This window comes from Nocardioides panacis (genome assembly GCF_019039255.1).
GTDB lineage: Bacteria > Actinomycetota > Actinomycetes > Propionibacteriales > Nocardioidaceae > Nocardioides_B > Nocardioides_B panacis.
Genome location: NZ_CP077062.1, coordinates 4,542,681 through 4,561,782 on the forward strand (window position 1 = coordinate 4,542,681; position 19,102 = coordinate 4,561,782).

Sequence of the window (19,102 nt, forward strand, 5' to 3'; positions counted from 1 at the left end):
GGGTCAGGCCCCGAGCACGTCCAGGACGATCAGGCAGATGTCGTCCTCGCTGTCGCCCCAGCGCTCCATCAGCGCGTCGCAGAGCGCCTCGGCGTCGACCTCGCTGCGGGCCACCTGCGCGGCCAGCTCGTCCAGCGCGCCGCCGAGCGAGGCGTTGCGCCGCTCGACGAGCCCGTCGGTCATCACCACGATCCGGTCCCCCGGCTGCACCGGGAGCGTGGCGGGCCGCCGTACGCCGCCGTGGACACCGAGCAGGATGCCGCCGGGGTCGAGGTACGTCGCGGCGCCGTCCCGCAGCACCAGCGGCGGCAGGTGGCCGCCGTTGGTGACGGTGACGGTGGCCCGGTCGGGAGGGAACACCAGCACGCACACCGTCGCGGTCATCTCGGGGTGGCTGCGCAGCAGCATCCGGTTGAGCCTGTCCAGGGTCGCGAGCGCGGTGTGCCCCTCGTGCATGAACGCCCGCAGGCCGTAGCGCAGCTCGGCCATCACGATGGCCGCCTCCAGCGAGTGGCCCTGCACGTCGCCGATCACCACCACGCCGTCGCCGTCGTCGGTCTCGAACGCGTCGTAGAAGTCGCCGCCGACCTCGAGCTGCTTGCCGGAGGCCTGGTAGCGAGCGGCCACCGCGAGGCCGGGCAGCGGCGGCAGCCCGGCCGGCAGCAGGCTGCGCTGCAGGGTGAGCGCCGTGCGGTGCTCCTCCTCGAAGATCCGCAGGTTGCCGAGCGCGACCGCCGTGGTCTGCGCCAGCCGGACCAGCAGCACCTGGTCCTCGTCGTGGGGGGCCTCCTCGGCCGGGACCGCGAGCAGGCCGACCGGGCCGGCGGCCCCGGGGACCGGCACCACCCACCACCGCGGCACCTGCGTGCCGCCGAGCAGCGTGGGCCAGGGACCCTCGGCGGGGTCGACGAGCCGGGCCCCGGCGGCGGCGGCCAGCAGGGCAGCCGCCGTCCCGGGCGAGAGCCCCCAGGCCGTCGTGGTCCCGTCTGCGGTGGTCCGCGCGGCGCTGCTGGCGTCGACGTCCTCGACCAGCAGGACGGCCGCCTCGGTGTCGAAGAGCCGCCCGGCGCCCTCGACGGAGGCCGCGGCCAGCCGGGGAGCCGTCATCGCGACGTTGATGCGCAGGCTCGCCGCGCCCAGGCGGTCCAGGCGTACGGCGAGCCGCTCGGCGCTGCGCCGGGCGCTCGCCGAGCGGAGCAGGGAGCGGACCGTCGCGAGCATCTCCTGCGGCTCGATCGGGTCGGTGAGGTAGGCGTCCGCGCCGCCGTCCAGCCCGGCGGTGCGGTCGCGGGGCTCCACCGCGACGGCGGAGATGTGCACCACCGGCGTCGACGCGGTGCGGGGGTCCGCCTTGATCCGGGCGCAGACGTCGAGGCCGTTCATGTCCGGCAGGTGCACGTCGAGCACGGCGAGGTCGACGGTGCCCTCGGCGACCAGGGCCAGGGCCTGGCCCCCGGTCTCGGCCTCCAGGACGTCGTACCCGTCACGGCGCAGCCAGCTGGAGATGACGTAGCGCTTCGCGGCGGTGTCGTCGCAGACCAGGACGGAGACCGGGCTCACGCGGGCCGCACCGCCTCGGGCTCCGGGCCGGCCAGGGGCAGCGCGAACGAGAACGTGGTGCCCTGGCCGGGAGCGCTGGCCAGCCGCAGGTCGCCGCCGAGGATCCGGCACACGCGGCGGGCGAACGGCAGCCCCAGGCCGGAGCCGGTCACGGAGGACTGCAGCCGCCCGCGGACCTGGAAGAACTCCTCGAACACCTTGGCCTGGTCGGCCCCGGCGATGCCCACCCCGGTGTCGCGGACCCGGAACGTCACCGTGGCGTCGGTGCCGGCCTCGGCGGTCATCGTGACGCTGCCGGACTCGGTGAACTTCACGGCGTTGCTGAGCAGGTTGCGCAGCAGGTGGCGCAGCAGGGTGCGGTCCGTGCGGAAGCCGGTCACGCCGCGGGGCGGCTCGACGACGAGCGCCACCCCGGGCCGGGTCACCAGCGGCGCGGTGGTGCCGCGCAGCTCGTCGAACAGGGCCGCGAGGTCGACGTCGTCGACGGCCACCTCCAGCCGCCCGGACTCGGCCTTGGCCAGGTCGAGCAGCTCGTTGACCAGGCGGAGCAGGTCCTCGGCGCTGGTCGAGATGAGCTGCACCTGGTGGCGCTGCTCGTCGGTCAGCAGCTCGGCGGCCGGGTCCAGCAGCAGCCGGGAGAGCCCGAGCACGGAGTTGCCGGGGGTGCGCAGCTCGTGGCTGATGTTGTTCAGGAACCGGGTCTTGGACTCGCTGGCCTCGGCCAGCAGCCGGTTCTTGTCGTCGATCTCGGCGTAGAGCGCGACCACGCCCTGGTTGGTGCGCTCGAGCTCGTCGGAGAGCTCGCCGTAGAGCGCGAGCACGCCCTTGTTGGTCTCCTCGAGCTCGGCGTTGACCCGCTCGAGCTCCTCCTTGCGGGCCTGCACCTCCTCCAGGACCGCGACCAGGTCGCGGTTCTGCAGCCGCAGCTCGTCGACCGAGGTCCGGCCGGCGGTGTCGCTGAGCCGCCGGCGCAGCTCGCGGCGCAGGTGCTCGTCGACGGGCCGGACGGACCGGGCGCGCTTCTCCAGGACGACGACCGTCCGGCCGCCCTCGTCACCGGCCACCGTGACGGTGTCCATCAGCCGGCGGGCGGCGTCGAGACCGCTCGCGGAGTGCCACGCGGTCCCGGGGCCCGAGGCATCCCCGGTCAGGGTCACCCGCAGCAGGTCGGGCGCCACCGAGGTGAACGACACCCGGCCGCCGCCCGCGGCGAGCAGGTCCCGGGTCACCTCGCTGAGCGCGGTGGCCACCCGGATCACGTCCTGGCCCTCGACACCGACCGCGGTGGCCACGTCCCGGGCGGCCTGCCGGGAGGCGAAGACGTCGGTCTCGTGGTGCACCTCGAGACCGTAGATCTCGCCGGTCACCGGGCACCTGCCCGGCAGACCAGCACGCCCGCGTCGTCGCGCCGGACGGCCGCGTCGCGCAGCAGGGTGGCGCCGACGACCAGCGGAGAGCAGGCCAGCAGGCCGGGGTAGTCCCCGACGTCCCACTTGTCGGTCAGGCCGTCGCTGTGCATCACCACCCAGGAGTCCGGGGCCAGGTCGTAGACCGTCTCGCGGGCGTTGCGGATGTTCTGCCCGACGATGCCGGGCATCGACACCAGGCCCTGCGGACGCCCGGCGCCCACCACCCGGCCGGCGATGTTGCCGATCCCGGCGTAGGTCAGCCGGCCGGCCGCGACGTCGAGGTGCCCGATGGCGGTGGCGGCCCCGCGGGTGCCCGACATCCGGGTGTGCAGCTCGCGCAGCAGCGCCAGCGGCGACTCCTGCTCGGACTCCCGGAACGCCCGCAGCGCCTCGGCCGAGGCCCGCGCCGCCAGCGGCCCGTGGCCGAGCCCGTCGTTGACCAGCAGCAGCAGCCCGCGCCCGGTCCGTCGTACCTGGTAGGCGTCACCGCACTCGGTCTCGCCCTCGATCGGACGGGTCATCCCGGCGGCCGGCTCGTCGGCGTCCACCCCGGCGGGCCAGAACGTCGCGGTCAGCACGGTGCCCTGGCCGGGCAGCGAGTAGACGTCGTAGGCGTTCGCCAGCCGTCGTACGGCGCCCAGGCCGATGCCGAGCGTCCCCGACGTGGACGTGCCGTCCACGAACAGGGAGCGGGCGTCCCGCATGCCCGGGCCGCGGTCGAGGGCCACGATCTCCACGCCCCCGAGCGTGTCGCGGCGCAGCAGCCGCAGCACCATCACGCCCTGCTGGGCGTACTTCGTCAGGTTGGTCGCCAGCTCGGTCACCACGATCGCGATCTCCCCGGTGCGCTGCTCGTCGAGGCCGACGCGCTCCGCGAGCTCGACGGCGCGCCGCCGCAGGGCTCCGGGACTGCTCTCGTCCTCGACCCGCACCCAGGCGACGTCCTCGGCCCGCAGCTCCCCGGGCCGGTCCGGGTCGGTCATCGGGTCCACTTGACGATCCGGACGACGGTGCCCTCCCCGGAGCTGGTCTGCAGGTCGAAGTCGTCGACCAGCCGCTTGGCGCCGGACAGCCCGAGGCCCATGCCGGTGCCGCTGGTCCAGCCGTCGGTCAGGGCCAGGGACACGTCGGCGATGCCCGGGCCCCGGTCGGCGAAGGAGGCCCGCACGCCCCGGCGCAGGCCGGCGCGGATCAGCTCGACGGTGACGGTCCCGCCGCCGCCGTACACCAGGGTGTTGCGGGCCAGCTCGCTCGCGGCGGTGACCAGCTTGGTCTGGTCGACCAGCGAGAGCTTGGCGTCGACGGCCAGCGCCCGGACGGCCTGGCGCACCCGGACGACGTCGGCGTCGGACGCGATGGCGTGGGACGCCTCGCTCTCGACGTCGACGGCGGCCTCACTCATCCAACGGGCCCGCTGGTCTCGTCCTCGACGTGGTCGACCCGGACCGCGTGCTCGAGGTCGGCCTGCAGCATCGCCATGCCGCGGTCGACGTCCAGGGCGGTGCGGACCCCGTCGAGGGACAGGCCGAGCTCGACCAGGGTGATCGCCACGGCCGGACGCATGCCGACCACGACGGTCTGGGCGTCGAGCACCCGGGACACCGACGCGATCGTGGAGATCATCCGGCCGATGAAGCTGTCGACGATCTCCAGCGCCGAGATGTCGATGAGCACGCCGTGCGAGCCGCTGCTGACGATCCGCTCGGCGAGGTCCTCCTGGAGCGCCACCGCGATGTGGTCCTGCAGGTCGACCTGGATCGAGACCAGCAGGATGTCGCCGATGCGCAGGATCGGGATGCGCTCCATCAGCCGTTCCCGGGGGAGCCGGCCGCGCCGCCCGCGCGGGCCGAGCCGGAGCGACGTACGACGTCGGAGCCCGAGCGGCGCAGCGCGAGGAGCAGCGCGTCGGCCAGGCTCGCCTTGGTGGCCACGTCGCCGAACTCGATGCCGAGGGCGACCACGGTCTGGGCGATCTGCGGGCGGATGCCGGAGATGATGCACTCGGCGCCGAGCAGCCGCGCCGCCATCACGGTCTTGAGCAGGTGCTGGGCGACCTGGGTGTCCACGGCCGAGACGCCGGTGATGTCGATGATGGCGTGCTCGGAGCCGGTGTCGACCAGCGCCTGGAGCAGCTTCTCCATCACCACCTGGGTGCGTGCCGAGTCCAGCGTGCCGACCAGCGGCAGCGCGACGATGCCGTCCCAGAGCTTGACCACCGGCGTGGACAGCTCGAGGAGCGCGTCGGCCTGCTCGGAGATCACCTGCTCGCGGGCCTGCGAGTAGGTCTCGAGCATCAGCAGGCCGAGCTCGTCGACGAACCGGGAGAACTCGGCGAAGAACCGGTACGACGCGAGGTCGCCCTGGCCGCCGAGCACGTCGAGCACCGCCTCCTTGACCGCGAACACGCTGACCGCCGTCTCGGTGGGGGAGAACCCCTGGCGGGCCCGGGTGCGGGCCAGGTCCGCGAGCAGCCCGCGCAGCGGCGCCGAGCTGGTGCCGTCGGCCTCGTGGCTGCCGCCGTCGGTGGCCGCGATCATCCCGTCGAGCATCTCGGCGACGTCGCGCTGCAGCTCGGCGTGGGTCATCCGGCCGGCCAGCGACCGGCTCGCGGCGGCGACCCATCCCTCGGTGATGGCGGTGCGGTTCTGCTCGAGTACTGCCCAGCCGCCGGCTGCGGACGTGTCGTTCACGTGGACCCTCTCTGGTCGCGCAAGGGGGGTCCTCGACCCCGATCTTGGCGCTGATCCTTCCACGGCCCGCGCGCGGGAGGGAGGACCCCGCGCGGTCTGGGCCGATTTGCCGTCTCGGACGAGGTTTCCTACGGTCGATCGATGCCCCCCCGCACCGCACGCCCCCTGTTCCGCCGCACCGCCGGCCTCGGCGCGCTGCTCGCCGTCACGGTCGGAGGCGGGGCGTTGACGCCCGCCGACGCGGCCGACGTGCCGGCCGCGGCGCCGGCGACCTCCCAGCAGCCCGCGCCGACCGACCTGACCCTCGCGTCGTTCAACGTGCTCGGCAGCAGCCACACCCGCGGTCCCGGCGGCTACGCCAGCGGCGTGCGTCGTACCGCGGGGGTGGTGCGGCTGCTGGCCCGCCACCACGTCGAGGTCGTCGGGCTGCAGGAGATGCAGGCGGACCAGATGCGCAGCTTCCGCCGGCGCACCGACGGCCGGTACGCGATGTTCCCCGGGCCGAACGGGAGGCGCGAGATCGACGGCGAGAACTCGGTGGCCTGGGACCGCTCGGCCTGGCAGGCCGTGGAGACCCGCACCTTCTCGATCCCCTACTTCCACGGCAACCGGCGCGCGATGCCGCTGGTCAAGCTGCAGAACCGGGAGACCGGGATGACCGCCTGGTTCGCGAACGTGCACAACCCGGCGTCGACCACGGGCCACCGGGGCTCCGCGAAGTGGCGCGCGAAGGCGATCGCCCAGGAGGCCCGGCTGGTCCGCCGGCTGCACGACACCGGCCTGCCGGTGTTCCTGACCGGTGACATGAACGAGCGCGAGCAGGCGTTCTGCCCGCTCACCGCCCGGGCGCCGCTCCAGGCCGCACGCGGTGGCAGCCACGCCGGCGGCGCCTGCCGGGCGGGCAACCCGCGCTACGTGGACTGGGCGTTCGGCAGCCCGGACCTCACGTTCAGCGGGTACGTCGAGGACCGCGGCCCGCTGGACAAGCGGACCAGCGACCACCCGATGATCGTCACCCAGGCCAGCATCGACAGCACGGAGTACGCCGGCGCCTCCCAGCCCTGACGGCCGACCCGGGCCGGAGTCCGGGCCGACCCGGGCCGGAGTTCATGCCGACCCGGGTCGGAGTCCGGGCCGACCCGGGTCCCGGGTCAGGCCCGGGTGCGGCGGGCGCCGGCGCGGACGCCCAGCACCACGGCGAGCGGCCAGAGCGCCTCGGCGCCGGCCACCACGCGCTCGCTGAGGCCGAGCAGGTCGCCGTCGCCGAGCTCGACCGTGAGCCAGCCGAGCATCGCGAGCAGCCCGGCGGTGGCCCACCGTCCGGCCGCCCGGGTCGGCAGGCCCGAGAGGGCCGGCCACAGGGCGAGCGCCGCGAAGCTGGCCGTGGCGGCGGGGAAGTGGCCGGCAGCCGGCTGCGGGAACGCTGCGACCAGGACGGCGGTCACTCCGCCGACCGCCAGCGCGACCCGTCCCGCGGGCGCGGCCTCCTCGAGCCCGGCCGCGGTGGCGACGTGGGCGCCGCCGAGGACGACGAGCGCCGAGGTCATCAGCCAGCGGTCGTCGGCACCGTGCGCGGCCAGGGCGCTGATGGTGTCGCGCACCTGGTCGAACCCGCCACGCTGCCGGGAGGCGGCCAGCGTCCATCCGCCGACCAACGCCGTCGGAGCAACCGTGGCCGAGGCGAGCACCCATCTGCGCATCCGGCGAGTATGCCGGGTCCGTCGTACGACGTCCGGGTCGGACTGACAGGAGGCCCGGGTCGGGGTGGACCGGGGCCCGGGTCGACCCGCCACGGGGGTGGCGGGTCGACCGGTGGGTCAGAGGGTCGCGAGGTCGATCACGAAGCGGTAGCGCACGTCGCTCTTCACGACGCGGTCGTAGGCGCCGTCCACGTCGTCCGCACCGATGGTCTCGATCTCGGCGCCCAGGCCGTGCTCGGCGCAGAAGTCCAGCATCTCCTGGGTCTCGCGGATGCCACCGATCTTCGAGCCGGCCATCCGGCGGCGCATCGCGGCCAGCGAGAACGCCTGGAAGCTGTCGGGGCTCTCCGGGATGCCCACGTTGACCATCGTGCCGTCCAGCCGGAGCAGCGACAGGTAGTCGTCGACCGGCAGGTTCGCCGCGACCGTGTTCACGATCAGGTCGAAGCTGTTGGCCAGCGTCTCGAAGGTCTTCGGGTCGCTGGTCGCGTAGTAGTGGTCCGCCCCGAACCGCTTGCCGTCGTCCTCCTTGGAGAGCGTCTGGCTGAGCACGGTCACCTCGGCGCCGAGGGCGTGCGCGATCTTGACGCCCATGTGGCCGAGGCCGCCCATGCCGACGATCGCGACCTTCTGCCCCGGGCCGGCGCCCCAGTGCTTGAGCGGGGGAGTACAGCGTGATGCCGGCGCACAGCAGCGGCGCCGCCTCGTCGAGACCGATGCCCTCGGGGATCCCGAGGACGTAGTTCTCGTCGACCACGACGGACTTGCTGTAGCCGCCGAACGTGGGCTCGCCGTCGTACCCGGTCCCGTTGTACGTCGCCACCTCACCCTTGAGGCAGTACTGCTCCTCGCCGGCCTTGCAGTTCTCGCACTCGCGGCAGGAGTCCACGAAGCAGCCCACGCCGACGCGGTCGCCGACGGCGTACCTCGAGACCTCGCTGCCGACCTCGCGGACCACGCCGGCGATCTCGTGGCCGGGCACCATCGGGAACAGCGCGGTGCCCCACTCCTCGCGGGCCTGGTGGATGTCGCTGTGGCAGATGCCGGCGTAGGCGATGTCGATCACCACGTCGTGCGGGCGCGGGTCGCGGCGCTCGATGGTGCCCCGCTCGAACGGCTTGCTCGCGCCGGCGGTCACCAGGGCGTCAACGGTCTGCGTCATACGGGATGTCTCCTCGGGGGGTGCGGGGGTCGAACCGGTCGAACCAGGCACAACGTCGTGCGGGGGCCCGGACATTCCTAGGGGTGCCCCACGAGCTCCGGTTCGATGAGCGTGACGTCCCGCACAGGGCGGTCGTCGGGCGTGAGGTGCCGGAACCGCCAGGCGGCCAGCAGGGCGAGCACGTAGAAGAAGAACGTCCCGGACGCCATCGTCAGCACGGTCTGGCTGCCGAGCAGCCCGGTCAGCGGCGTGGTCAGCGCGCCGACGAAGAACGGCACCCCGCCCCCGAGCGCCGCGGCGGTGCCGGCCGACCGCCGTCCCGCCGCCTGGACGATCGCGGTGCTGGCCGGCAGGAACATCCCCAGGCCGCCGAGCATGACGGCCAGCGGTGCCCACACGAGCGGCAGCGCCGGGGTGTGGTCCGGGGCGACCAGGCAGACCAGGAACAGCACCGCGCCTGCGGAGATCGCGACGGTGAGGGCCACCCGGCGCAGCACGGCCGCCCCGGTGCGTACGACGAGCAGGCGGAACGTCACGCTGGCCGAGACCATCACGAGCGCGTTGGACGCGAACACCAGCGCGTAGCGACCCGGGCTCAGGTCGAGCTGCGACTGCAGCACGATCGACGAGCCGCCGATGTAGACGAAGAAGCCGGCGCTGACCAGGCACTGCACGAGCACCGGCGCGACGAAGGCCCGGTCGCCGATCAGGTCGCGCATCCGCAGCCCCACGTCGTGGAGCCCGGTCGCCTGGCGTCGCTCGACGGGCAGCGTCTCGGGGATGCCCAGGAACGCCAGCCCGGTCATCAGCACGCCGAGGCCGCCCAGGAACAGGAAGACCGTCCGCCAGTCGCCGACCGTCAGCAGCGCGCTGCCGATCGCGGGGGCGACGACCGGCCCGATCAGCGAGAAGGACGCCAGCGTGCCGAACATCGCGGCGGCCCGCGGACCGGCGTACCGGTCGCTGACCACCGCGCGGCCCACGGCGACGCCGACGCCCGCGACCAGGCCCTGCACGCCCCGCTCGGCCACCAGCGTCCAGCCGGTCGGTGCGAACGCGCAGAGCACCGACACCGCCGTGAAGGTGGCGGTGCCGCCCAGGATCATCCCGCGCCGGCCCCGGCCGTCGCTGACCGGTCCGGCGAGCAGCTGGCCGACGGCCATCCCGGCGATGAAGAACGTCATCGTCAGCTGGACCACCGTGGAGCTGGTGCCGAGGCTCGCGCGCACCTGGGGGAGCGAGGCGAGGTACGTGTCGGTGGCGAGCGGGCCGACGCCGGTCACGAGGACGAGCGCGAGCACCCAGGGCCGCCCGGTGCGGAGGGGGAGGGGCATCACCCCTACTGTACCGGTAGAGAGAAGCGCGCCGGTCCTCAGCTGGTGCGGAAGTCCGCGGGCCGGAACGCGCCGTCCTGCAGGTGCTGCTCGACGTCCTCCAGGCTGTGGCCGGTCAGCTCGGGCATCCGGCGCCACACGAAGACGAACGCGGCGACGTTGAACAGCCCGTAGATCCAGAACACCTGGCCCACGCCGAACGTGTCGATCATCGTCAGCAACGTGAGGGTGATCAGCAGGTTCGTGCCCCAGAGGCTGGCCGACTGCACGCTGGTGCCGGCGCCCCGGACCGCCAGCGGGTAGATCTCCGACCCGGTCAGCCAGCCCATCAGCTGCAGCCCGCCGGCGTTGAAGAACATGAACACCATCAGCGTGGCGATGATGTACGGCGTGCTGGCGCGGCCGTCGTTGCCGGTGACGAAGAACGCACCCAGCACGAACAGGCTCAGCGCGGCCCCCGGCACCATGATCATCGTCAGGCGGCGGCGGCCGACCCGGTCCACGACGGCCAGTCCGACGACCATCATCACCAGGTAGGTCAGGCCCAGCCCGACGCTGACCCGCAGCGCCGCGGTCGTGGAGAACCCGTTGTCGGTCAGGATCGTCGGCGAGTAGTAGATGATCATCTCGATCCCGGACAGCTGGGTGAAGACCGCGATCCCGCAGCCCACGACCAGCGCCGGACGCACCCACGGCTGGCGCAATCCGCTCCAGCCCCGGTGGCTGCGGCTGGTCTCCTGCTTGCGCTCCTCCAGCTCGACGATGCTGCGCAGCTCGGGGTCGACCTCGTAGTCGGCGGGCCGCACCGACTCCAGCACGCGCCGGGCGGCGTCCGGCTCGTCGTGCTTGACCAGCCAGCGGGGGCTCTCCGGCAGCCGGAGCATCACCAGCAGCATCAGCAGGGCCGGCACGGCGGCCGCGCCGATGGAGATCCGCCAGGACACCGACTCGCTCGCGCCCACGAGCGTGGAGATCACGATGCCCACGCCGATCGCCAGCTGGAAGCAGAGCACCAGCCGCCCGCGCAGGTTGGCCGGCGCCAGCTCGGCGACGTACATCGGGACGGTCTGGGTCGCGCCGCCCACCGCGAACCCGAGGACCACCCGGCCCAGGGCGAGCAGCAGAGGGGCGGGCGCCAGGGCGCTGGCCAGCGTGCCGGCCACGAACACCGCGCAGACCACCAGGATCGTGCGCTTGCGGCCCAGCCGCTCGGACAGCAGGCTGCAGGTCAGCGCGCCGATCACGGCGCCGAGCAGGATGCTGGCGGCGATCACCTGCTCCATGCCGTTGCCGGTGTCGAACTCCTTGCTGATCTGCAGCAGTGCGCCGGAGATGATCCCGGTGTCGTAGCCGTAGAGCAGCCCGGACACCCGGAGACGACCGCGGCGGCGAGCATCAGCCCGGTCAGCCCGGCGGGTGGCACGTCCTGGCCGGTGCCGCGTCGCTGCTGCGTGGACTCGGCCATGGTGCCTCCCGGGTGCGGACGTCGTGGAGGACGCCGTACCCGGTCGGCGAGATCCGACACCGGTGCGTACCGGAGGGGTCCGGGAAGACGAACCGCAGGCCAGCCGGGGGCTGACCTGCGGTCGCTGCTTGTGGGCAGGGGCGGGGTCGAACCGCCGACCTTCCACTTTTCAGGCGGACGCTCGTACCAACTGAGCTACCTGCCCAAGCGAGGCGAAACTCTACAACAGGCGTACGTCGATCCCGGAATCGGTTCAGCCCGCCGAGGCCACGTCGACCTCGGCCGCGGACCCGGCGTCTGCGCGGTTCCAGCGCTGGAGATAGGGCTCGAGGTCCTCGGGGGAGGCCGGCCGGGCGAACAGGTAGCCCTGCCCGAGCTGGCAGCCGAGGCCGCGCAGCGTGTCGGACTCGGCGGTCTGCTCGATGCCCTCGGCGACGACGAGGTAGCCGAGGCTCTCACCGAGGGAGAGCACCGCCTGCGCCACCGAGAGGTTGTCGCCGCCGCGGTCCACGCCGTCGACGAACGGGGCCGCGAGCTTCAGGATGTCGATGGGCAGCTGGGTGAGGTAGGCCAGCGAGGAGAACCCGGTGCCGAAGTCGTCGATGGCGATCCGGCAGCCGCGGCGGCGCAGCTCGTGCAGCACCTCGACGTCGGCGGCGCTGCCGATCAGCGAGGACTCGGTGAGCTCGAGCACCAGCACCCGGTCCTGGCCGAGCGCCGCGACCGCCCGGGTGACGGCCTCGACGAAGCCGGGGTCGCGGAGCTGCTGGCCGGACACGTTGACGGCGATGTTCAGCTGGATCCCGCGCTCCCGCCAGGCCCGGGCCTGGGCGGTCGCCTGGCGCAGGACGTAGCGCCCGAGCGGCCGGATCAGGCCGGTCTCCTCGGCCAGCTCGATGAAGTCCGGGGTGGGCACCACCGTCCCGTCGCGCCGGGTCCAGCGGACCAGCGCCTCGATGCCGTCGACGCGGCCGCTGTTCAGGTCCACGACCGGCTGGTAGACCACGTGCAGCTCGTCGTGGTCGATGGCAGCGCGCAGCTCGGACCGCAGGTCGATCCGGTCCAGTCGGCTGCGACGCATGGAGTCCTCGAACACCGCCAGCCGGGACTTGCCGGACTCCTTGGCGTGGTACATCGCGATGTCCGCGTTGCGGAGCAGGTCGTCCTTGTCCTCGGCGTCCCGGGAGTGCGCGATGCCGAGGCTGATGCCGAGGTCCAGCGTCGTACCGCCCGCGACGACCGGCTCGCGCGCCGCGGCCAGCAGCCGCTCGCCCAGCATCAGCAGGCCGTCGTCGCTGGGGTCGGGGACGAGGACGGCGAACTCGTCGCCGCCGAGCCGGGCCACGACGTCGTCGGTGCGCAGGTGCTCCTCGATCCGCCGGGCCAGCGCGACCAGGGCCAGGTCGCCGACGGCGTGCCCGAGGGAGTCGTTGATGTTCTTGAAGTCGTCGAGGTCGATGAACATCACCGCGCAGGTGCGGCCGTCGAGGGCCAGCGCCTGGTCGAGCCGCTCCTGGAACAGCCGGCGGTTGGCGAGCCCGGTCAGGGGGTCGTAGAGCGCGGTGTGCAGCAGCTCCTCGTGCAGCTGCTCGCGCTCGAACAGCGCCTCGGTGAGCCGGGCGCTCAGCGCCTGGGACGCCTCGGCGGTGTTGCGGGACTGGCGCACCATCTCCGCGGTCCGGGCCACCCCGGCCACGGCGAGCAGCGTGGAGCCGGCCAGGACCACCGGCATGGCCTGCTCGATGGAGCCGCCGAGCAGGGCGAGCGCGGAGATCGCGATCGGCACCGAGAACGCGCCGAAGCCGACCAGGAACACCCGTATCCAGGTGATCCGCAGGTGGTCGCCCTGCCGGGCGGCGGCGAACTCGCGCATCGTCGGGTGCAGCGCCGCGGCGCCCAGGCAGGTCATCGGCAGGACCCAGAACGCGTCGCTGACGCTGCCCCACACGTAGCCGCCACTGGTGGCCGTCGTGGCGTACCAGAAGTCGGTGATCACGCTGGAGGCCAGCGCCGCGGACACCATCACGAACGGGAACTGCCGCGAGATCGACGAGGTGGTGATCCGGATCAGCACCACGATCAGCAGCAGGTCGTAGATCGGCCAGACCACGCCGGTCACCACGGAGTGGAAGGACAGCGTGGTGGTCAGGGTCGGGTCGACCTCGTAGTACCAGAACAGCGTGGCGCCGGCGATCGCCATCGTGACGGCGTCGAGGATGCCGGCCCAGTCGCGGTCCGGGCCGCGCCGCGGGAGCGCCACGAGCCCGGCGACGACCAGCATCGTGTAGCCCAGCAGGTACGTCGCGTCGATCAGCGTCACCGTGCGAGGGCTGACCGGGAGCGTGACGGTGAACAGGCCGGCCAGCACGCTGGCGCCGAGCGCCCAGGCGCACAGCGACCAGAACCGTCGGTTGAGCGGCCGGTGCCGGCGGATGCCGACCACGATGGAGACGATCGCGCCCACCGAGACCACCGTGAGGGCGGCCCCGGTGTACGCGGCGTCGCGGACCAGGGACACGCTCGCGGCCAGCAGCAGGCCGAGCGCGAGCAGCGTCCAGGCGGCGACCGGCCGGCGGGCAGGGGCCGCCGTCCGCTCCGCCTGGTGCGTGGGCGCGAGTGTCATGGGTCCGTTTCGTCGGGTAGTGGTGTCCTAGGACTATCGACCCTGGGTGGTTTCGCATGAAAGACGCCCCGGAATCGTCGCGATCGGTCTAGACCACCCGCGGACCCAGGGCGTCCGCGGACTAGCCCGTTCGAGCCTTTCCCGGGCCCGCGCGGCGGCGCACGATCGAGAGATGGACAGCCTGCTCCTGGTGGACGACGAGGTCGCCTTCGCCCGCACGCTGGCGGAGGGCATGGCCGACCGCGGGTTCGACGTGCACCTCGCCCACGACGGGTTCGAGGGTTACCGGCAGGCCAAGCAGCCCGGCTTCGACGTGGTCGTCCTCGACATCATGCTGCCCCGGATGTCCGGGGTGGAGGTCTGCCGACGGCTGCGCACCGAGGACGTCACGACGCCGATCCTGATGCTCACCGCGCGCGAGGGCGACTCGGACGAGGCGGACTCGCTGGACTCGGGGGCGGACGACTACCTGCGCAAGCCGTTCTCCTTCCAGGTGCTGGTCGCCCGGTGCCGCGCCCTCGTGAGGCGAGGGGGGGCGGGAGGGCTGGTCCGAGCTGATCGCCGGTGACCTCGTGCTCGAGCCCGCACGGCGCGAGGTCCGGCTGGGACGGAGCGAGCCCGTCCACCTGAGCCGTCGGGAGTCCGCGCTGCTCGAGTACCTCATCCGGACCGGCGGTGACGTGCGGTCCAAGGAGGAGATCCTCGAGAACGTGTGGGGCGACGTCCAGGATCCCGGGGCGAACCTGGTCGAGGTGTACATCGGGTACCTCAGGCGGAAGCTCGACCCGCCGGGCGCCGACAGCCTGATCCGCACGCACCGCGGGCAGGGCTACCGGCTGGTGGTCCCTTCGTGAGCCGGCGGGGCCGCCCTCGCCGCGAGCCGTCGATGCGCTGGCGCATGGTCGTGGTGGCGACCTCGCTCGTCGCCGTGGTGGTCGCCCTCACCGGGGTGCTCGTCGGCATCGCCATCCGCGAGGAGCTGGTCGACAACGCCGACGAGGTGGCCCTGGCGCGGGCCGAGCAGCTCTCGGAGCTCGCGGCCCGCGGCGTGCTCCCCGCGGGGATCGCGCGGGCGGACGAGTTCGAGGCCGCCGTACAGGTGGTTCGCGCGGGCCGGGTGATCAGCTCCACGTCGAACGCGCCCGGCACCGACTTCTTCCACCTGCCCGCGCAGCCCGTCGGTGAGGAGGACGTGACCCCGGTGGGCTACCTGCCGATCGACGACGACGGGCCCTACCGGGTGGCTGCAGTGGGGATCGCGACGCCCCGGGGGGACGCCACGGTGTACGTCGCGGTCGACGTCGAGGACATCGGCGAGTTCCTGGCGACGCTGGCCCGCAAGGGGGGCCGTCGGGCTGACGGTCCTGCTCGCCGTGTTCGCCTGCGCGCTCTGGCTGGTCGTCGGGCGGACGATCGGCTCGGTGGAGGCGATCCGCCGGCGCGCGGAGCTGATCACCGGGCGACGGCTGGACGAGCGCGTCCCGGAGCCGACCACGCAGGACGAGATCTTCCGTCTGGCCCGCACGCTCAACGGCATGCTCAGCCGGTTGGAGCGCAGCGCGAAGCGGCAGGAGCGCTTCGTCGCCGACGCCGCGCACGAGCTCAGGACCCCGCTGACGACGCTGCGCACGCGGCTCGAGACCGCGATGCTGCGCGGCGGCGGCGACGGCGACCCGGACCCGGCGCTGCTGTCGGAGCTGTGGAGCCAGACGGTGCGGATGGGCTCGCTGGTCGACCAGCTGCTGCTGCTCGCGCGCAGCGACGCCGGGACGCTCCCGCACCTCGACCAGCCGGTGGACCTCGAGGACGTGCTGCACGACGTCGTGACGTCCACCCCGTCGGACGGGGTGTCCGTCCGGACCGGGCACGTGGAGCCCGTGCAGGTGCGGGGCAACGCGGCGCTGCTCGAGCTGGTGGTGCGCAACCTGGTGGAGAACGCGGTGCGGCACGCGACCAGCACGGTGGACCTGTCGTCCAGCTCGGACGGCACGACCGCGGTGCTCACGGTGGACGACGACGGACCGGGCGTCGCGCCCACGGACCGCGCGGACGTGTTCCATCGGTTCGTCCGGCTCGACACCTCCCGGGACCGCTCCCGAGGAGGTGTCGGTCTGGGCCTGGCCATCGTGGCCGAGATCGTCCGGATCCACTCCGGGTCGGTGCAGGTGACCGACTCGCCGGCCGGCGGCGCGAGGTTCACCGTCCGGCTCCCCGCCGGGCGGCCACCCGCCGAGCACGACGCACCTGCGCCCCAGCGGGTCACCTCGCTCCGCTGACCCGGCGCCTCCGGCGGCGAAAGCACCGTCGACCCGGCGACTCTGGCGGCGGGGCGCCGCCAGACCCGCCGGGTCGACGGGCCGGGCGCCGCCAGACGCGCCGGGTCAGCGGTCGACGTCGCCGCGGATGAAGGCTTCGAGTGCGAGCCGGCCTTGGTCGTCGGCCATCTGCACGGGTGGGGACTTCATCAGGTAGGTCGAGGCGGACAGGATGGGTCCGCCGATGCCGCGGTCCAGGGCGATCTTGGCGGCGCGGACGGCGTCGATGATGATGCCGGCGCTGTTGGGGGAGTCCCAGACCTCGAGCTTGTACTCCAGGTTGAGGGGGACGTCGCCGAACGCGCGGCCCTCGAGGCGGACGTAGGCCCACTTGCGGTCGTCGAGCCAGGCGACGTAGTCGGAGGGGCCGATGTGCACGTTGCGGGCGCCCATGTCGTGGGTCATGTTGGAGGTGACGGCCTGGGTCTTGGAGATCTTCTTGGACTCCAGGCGGTCGCGTTCGAGCATGTTCTTGAAGTCCATGTTGCCGCCGACGTTGAGCTGGTAGGTGCGGTCCAGGACCACGCCGCGGTCCTCGAAGAGCTTGGCCATCACCCGGTGGGTGATGGTGGCGCCGACCTGGGACTTGATGTCGTCGCCGACGATGGGGATGCCGGCGTCGGTGAACTTCTGGGCCCACACGGGGTCCGAGGCGATGAACACCGGCAGGGCGTTGACGAAGGCGACGCCGGCGTCGATGGCGCACTGGGCGTAGAACTTGTCGGCCTGCTCGGAGCCGACCGGGAGGTAGGCGACCAGGACGTCGACCTGCTGCTCCTTGAGGACCGCGACGACGTCGACGGGGTCGGCGTCGGACTCCTCGATGGTCTCGCGGTAGTACTTGCCGAGCCCGTCGTAGGTGGGGCCGCGTTGCACGCTGACACCCAGCGGTGGGACGTCGGCGATCTTGATGGTGTTGTTCTCGGAGTTGTTGATCGCCTCGGACAGGTCGAAGCCGACCTTCTTGGCGTCCACGTCGAAGGCGGCCACGAACTCCACGTCGGAGACGTGGTAGTCGCCGAACTTGACGTGCATCAGCCCGGGCACCGCAGCGCTCGGGTCGGCGTCGCGGTAGTACTCGACGCCCTGGACCAGGGAGCTCGCGCAGTTGCCGACCCCCACGACGGCCAGTCGGAGCAGACCCATCTTCGCCACCTCTTCCCTCGATTCCGAAGAGGGCGGAATGAGTCACGGGCCGGGCAGACGGCTGTTGGGATGAGGGAGACCCTATCCCCGACGGGCTCCACGAGTCAGAGCCCAGACAGACCATCCACCGGGCCCGGACAGTCCGAGCGGACCATCCCATCAGGCCATGGGCGGTGGTAGGTCCCAGGGTGAAAGTTAAGAAGAGGGCGGAAAATTCACAGGCTGTAGGCGAGACGTTCGCCCGCTGCCCAGCCAGCGTTCAACCGGAAACCACTCGTTCGCCTTGAGTCGGGGGGGGCAACCCACATGACGCGAACTCTTCTCAGCGTTCCTACGCCTGCCAGGGGTCATCATCCTCGGACAGGCGGTCACTGATGCGCACCGATCCTTCCGAGCCGCGCCTGCTGATCTACTCGCAGGACGGGCTCGGCCTGGGGCACCTGCGCCGGACGACCCTGCTCGCAGGGGAGTTCCTGGCCACACGGCCGGGGGGGCAGCGTGCTGACGATCTCGGACTCCCCCGCTCGGCCAGTTCTTCACCGCCGCCGCGGGGCACGACTACCTCAAGCTGCCGTCGATCCGGAAGGTGCGGCCGGGCCACTGGGCACCGGTCTCGCTGTCCGCGCCGTTCCAGGACGTGCTGGCGCTCCGCAAGGAGACCATCCGCAGCGTCGCGTCGAGCTTCGTGCCGGACGTGGTGCTCGTGGACCACATGCCGCACGGGGCGATGGGCGAGCTCGTCCCGACCCTCCAGGCACTGTCGGAGACGCCGGCGCGGATGGTGCTCGGGCTGCGCGACATCCTGGACGCGCCGGCCACCGTCCGCCGCCGCTGGCGGCTGGAGGGAGCGCTCGAGGCCCTCGAGAGCTACTTCGACGAGGTGCTGGTCTACGGCTCGGAGGACGTCTTCGACGTCGCGGGGCAGTACGCCTGGCCCACCAGCATCCGGGACCGGCTCCGCTACTGCGGCTACGTCTGCGCCCCGGCCCCGGCTCCGCTGGCCGACACGGTGCGGCGGCTGCACCTGGCCGACCATCCGGACGCCCAGCTCCTGGTGGCGATGGCCGGCGGCGGTGCGGACGGGTTCGAGCTGTTCGACGCGCTGCTGCGGGCCCTCCCGGCCGTCGCGGAGGAGCAGCCCTGCGTCCTGGTCCTCGTCACCGGTCCCTTCCTCCCCGAGGAGGAACGCGCGCGCCTGGAGCGGCTCGCCGTCGGGCTGCCGGTGCACATCCTTCACCAGGTCGACGACTCCCTGAGCTACCTGAGCGCGGCCGACCTGGTGATCGCGATGGCGGGCTACAACACCACCTCGGAGATCCTGAGCACGGGTGCCCGGGCCCTGCTCGTGCCCCGGAAGGGACCCAGCGCCGAGCAGCAGATGCGGGCCAGCCGCTTCGCTGAGCGAGGGTGGGTGAAGTGGCTTCCCCCGGCCGAGCTGTCGAGCACCACCCTGGCGGCCGCGGTCCTGGACGCCCTGGACCGGCCGGTCGGCTGCGCGGGTCGTCCCCCGGACCTGCTGGGCCGCCAGCGTGCCGCGCGCCACCTGCTCAACGGCGGTGCCCAGGAGGACACGGACGCAGCGGTGCTGTCCGCGACCGGGTCCGACGACCTTCTCGGGGTGGGCCCGCAGCTGCTCGGCAAGGTCTGACCGTGGAGCTGTCGGAACGCCCCAGGAGCGCGGGGCCGGCCGCGCTCGGC

The 19,102-nt window shown here is 72.9% G+C and carries 16 protein-coding genes, 1 tRNA gene and 1 pseudogene; 5 read left to right on the forward strand and 13 right to left on the reverse strand.

The features are described 5' to 3' along the window. Positions 1-3: 3 nt before the first annotated feature. Genes KRR39_RS22135 through KRR39_RS22160 form a run of 6 tightly spaced genes read right to left on the reverse strand, consistent with a single transcriptional unit; the run spans position 4 to position 5,659 of the window. The gene (locus tag KRR39_RS22135) at positions 4-1,560 is read right to left on the reverse strand and encodes a response regulator (RefSeq protein WP_216939525.1); all 1,557 of its coding nucleotides are present in this window, start codon (positions 1,558-1,560) and stop codon (positions 4-6) included. Then, complete coding sequence (locus KRR39_RS22140) at positions 1,557-2,927, reverse strand: sensor histidine kinase (protein WP_216939526.1); 1,371 nt, start codon at positions 2,925-2,927, stop codon at positions 1,557-1,559. Before KRR39_RS22140 ends, KRR39_RS22135 begins: the two co-directional genes overlap by 4 nt. Continuing rightward, positions 2,924-3,952, reverse strand: a complete 1,029-nt coding sequence (locus KRR39_RS22145; protein ID WP_216939527.1) for an ATP-binding SpoIIE family protein phosphatase — start codon at positions 3,950-3,952, stop codon at positions 2,924-2,926. Before KRR39_RS22145 ends, KRR39_RS22140 begins: the two co-directional genes overlap by 4 nt. After that, positions 3,949-4,371 (reverse strand): anti-sigma regulatory factor, encoded by a 423-nt coding sequence (locus KRR39_RS22150; RefSeq protein WP_216939528.1) that lies wholly within the window; start codon positions 4,369-4,371, stop codon positions 3,949-3,951. Before KRR39_RS22150 ends, KRR39_RS22145 begins: the two co-directional genes overlap by 4 nt. Further along, positions 4,368-4,775, reverse strand: a complete 408-nt coding sequence (locus tag KRR39_RS22155; RefSeq protein WP_216939529.1) for an STAS domain-containing protein — start codon at positions 4,773-4,775, stop codon at positions 4,368-4,370. The genes KRR39_RS22150 and KRR39_RS22155 overlap by 4 nt, the downstream gene beginning before the upstream one ends. Beyond that, on the reverse strand, positions 4,775-5,659 hold the full coding sequence (locus tag KRR39_RS22160; RefSeq protein ID WP_254185349.1) for an STAS domain-containing protein: 885 nt from the start codon (positions 5,657-5,659) through the stop codon (positions 4,775-4,777). Before KRR39_RS22160 ends, KRR39_RS22155 begins: the two co-directional genes overlap by 1 nt. A gap of 141 nt (positions 5,660-5,800) precedes the next feature. Here KRR39_RS22160 and KRR39_RS22165 point away from each other — a divergent pair, with 141 nt between their 5' ends. Further along, the gene (locus KRR39_RS22165; protein WP_216939530.1) at positions 5,801-6,724 is read left to right on the forward strand and encodes an endonuclease/exonuclease/phosphatase family protein; all 924 of its coding nucleotides are present in this window, start codon (positions 5,801-5,803) and stop codon (positions 6,722-6,724) included. 86 nt (positions 6,725-6,810) lie between these two features. On the opposite strand, the gene KRR39_RS22170 is transcribed toward KRR39_RS22165, so the two are convergent. From KRR39_RS22170 to KRR39_RS22195, 6 genes and pseudogenes are all read right to left on the reverse strand, one after another. After that, entirely contained in the window at positions 6,811-7,359 is a 549-nt protein-coding gene (locus tag KRR39_RS22170) for a DUF998 domain-containing protein (protein WP_216939531.1), read from the reverse strand. A gap of 117 nt (positions 7,360-7,476) precedes the next feature. Beyond that, a pseudogene (locus KRR39_RS22175) lies at positions 7,477-8,521 on the reverse strand (NAD(P)-dependent alcohol dehydrogenase). 77 nt (positions 8,522-8,598) lie between these two features. Next, positions 8,599-9,855, reverse strand: coding sequence for a Bcr/CflA family efflux MFS transporter (locus KRR39_RS22180; RefSeq protein WP_216939532.1), 1,257 nt, complete (start codon positions 9,853-9,855; stop codon positions 8,599-8,601). A 38-nt stretch (positions 9,856-9,893) separates the two neighbouring features. Beyond that, on the reverse strand, positions 9,894-11,225 hold the full coding sequence (locus tag KRR39_RS22185; protein ID WP_216939533.1) for a sugar porter family MFS transporter: 1,332 nt from the start codon (positions 11,223-11,225) through the stop codon (positions 9,894-9,896). Positions 11,226-11,451: 226 nt separating this feature from the next. Continuing rightward, a tRNA-Phe gene (locus KRR39_RS22190) sits at positions 11,452-11,525 on the reverse strand. Between the two features lie 48 nt (positions 11,526-11,573). Next, positions 11,574-13,943 carry a putative bifunctional diguanylate cyclase/phosphodiesterase gene (locus KRR39_RS22195; RefSeq protein ID WP_216939534.1) on the reverse strand — a complete coding sequence of 790 codons (2,370 nt, stop codon included), beginning with the start codon at positions 13,941-13,943 and terminating at the stop codon, positions 11,574-11,576. Between the two features lie 172 nt (positions 13,944-14,115). Between KRR39_RS22195 and KRR39_RS25330 the strand changes: the two genes are divergently transcribed. The 3 genes from KRR39_RS25330 (at position 14,116) to KRR39_RS22205 (ending at position 16,219) form a co-directional block, all read left to right on the forward strand. After that, complete coding sequence (locus KRR39_RS25330; RefSeq protein ID WP_254185350.1) at positions 14,116-14,511, forward strand: response regulator transcription factor; 396 nt, start codon at positions 14,116-14,118, stop codon at positions 14,509-14,511. Between the two features lie 4 nt (positions 14,512-14,515). Then, complete coding sequence (locus tag KRR39_RS25335) at positions 14,516-14,797, forward strand: winged helix-turn-helix domain-containing protein (RefSeq protein ID WP_254185351.1); 282 nt, start codon at positions 14,516-14,518, stop codon at positions 14,795-14,797. Positions 14,798-15,316: 519 nt separating this feature from the next. After that, on the forward strand, positions 15,317-16,219 hold the full coding sequence (locus KRR39_RS22205; RefSeq protein ID WP_216939535.1) for a sensor histidine kinase: 903 nt from the start codon (positions 15,317-15,319) through the stop codon (positions 16,217-16,219). Between the two features lie 105 nt (positions 16,220-16,324). Here KRR39_RS22205 and KRR39_RS22210 read toward each other — a convergent pair whose 3' ends face one another. Further along, a complete protein-coding gene (locus tag KRR39_RS22210; protein WP_216939536.1) occupies positions 16,325-17,404 on the reverse strand; it encodes an inositol-3-phosphate synthase in 1,080 nt (359 codons plus the stop codon). 586 nt (positions 17,405-17,990) lie between these two features. Here KRR39_RS22210 and KRR39_RS22215 point away from each other — a divergent pair. After that, complete coding sequence (locus KRR39_RS22215) at positions 17,991-19,052, forward strand: glycosyltransferase family protein (protein WP_216939537.1); 1,062 nt, start codon at positions 17,991-17,993, stop codon at positions 19,050-19,052. The last annotated feature ends 50 nt before the right edge of the window (positions 19,053-19,102 follow it).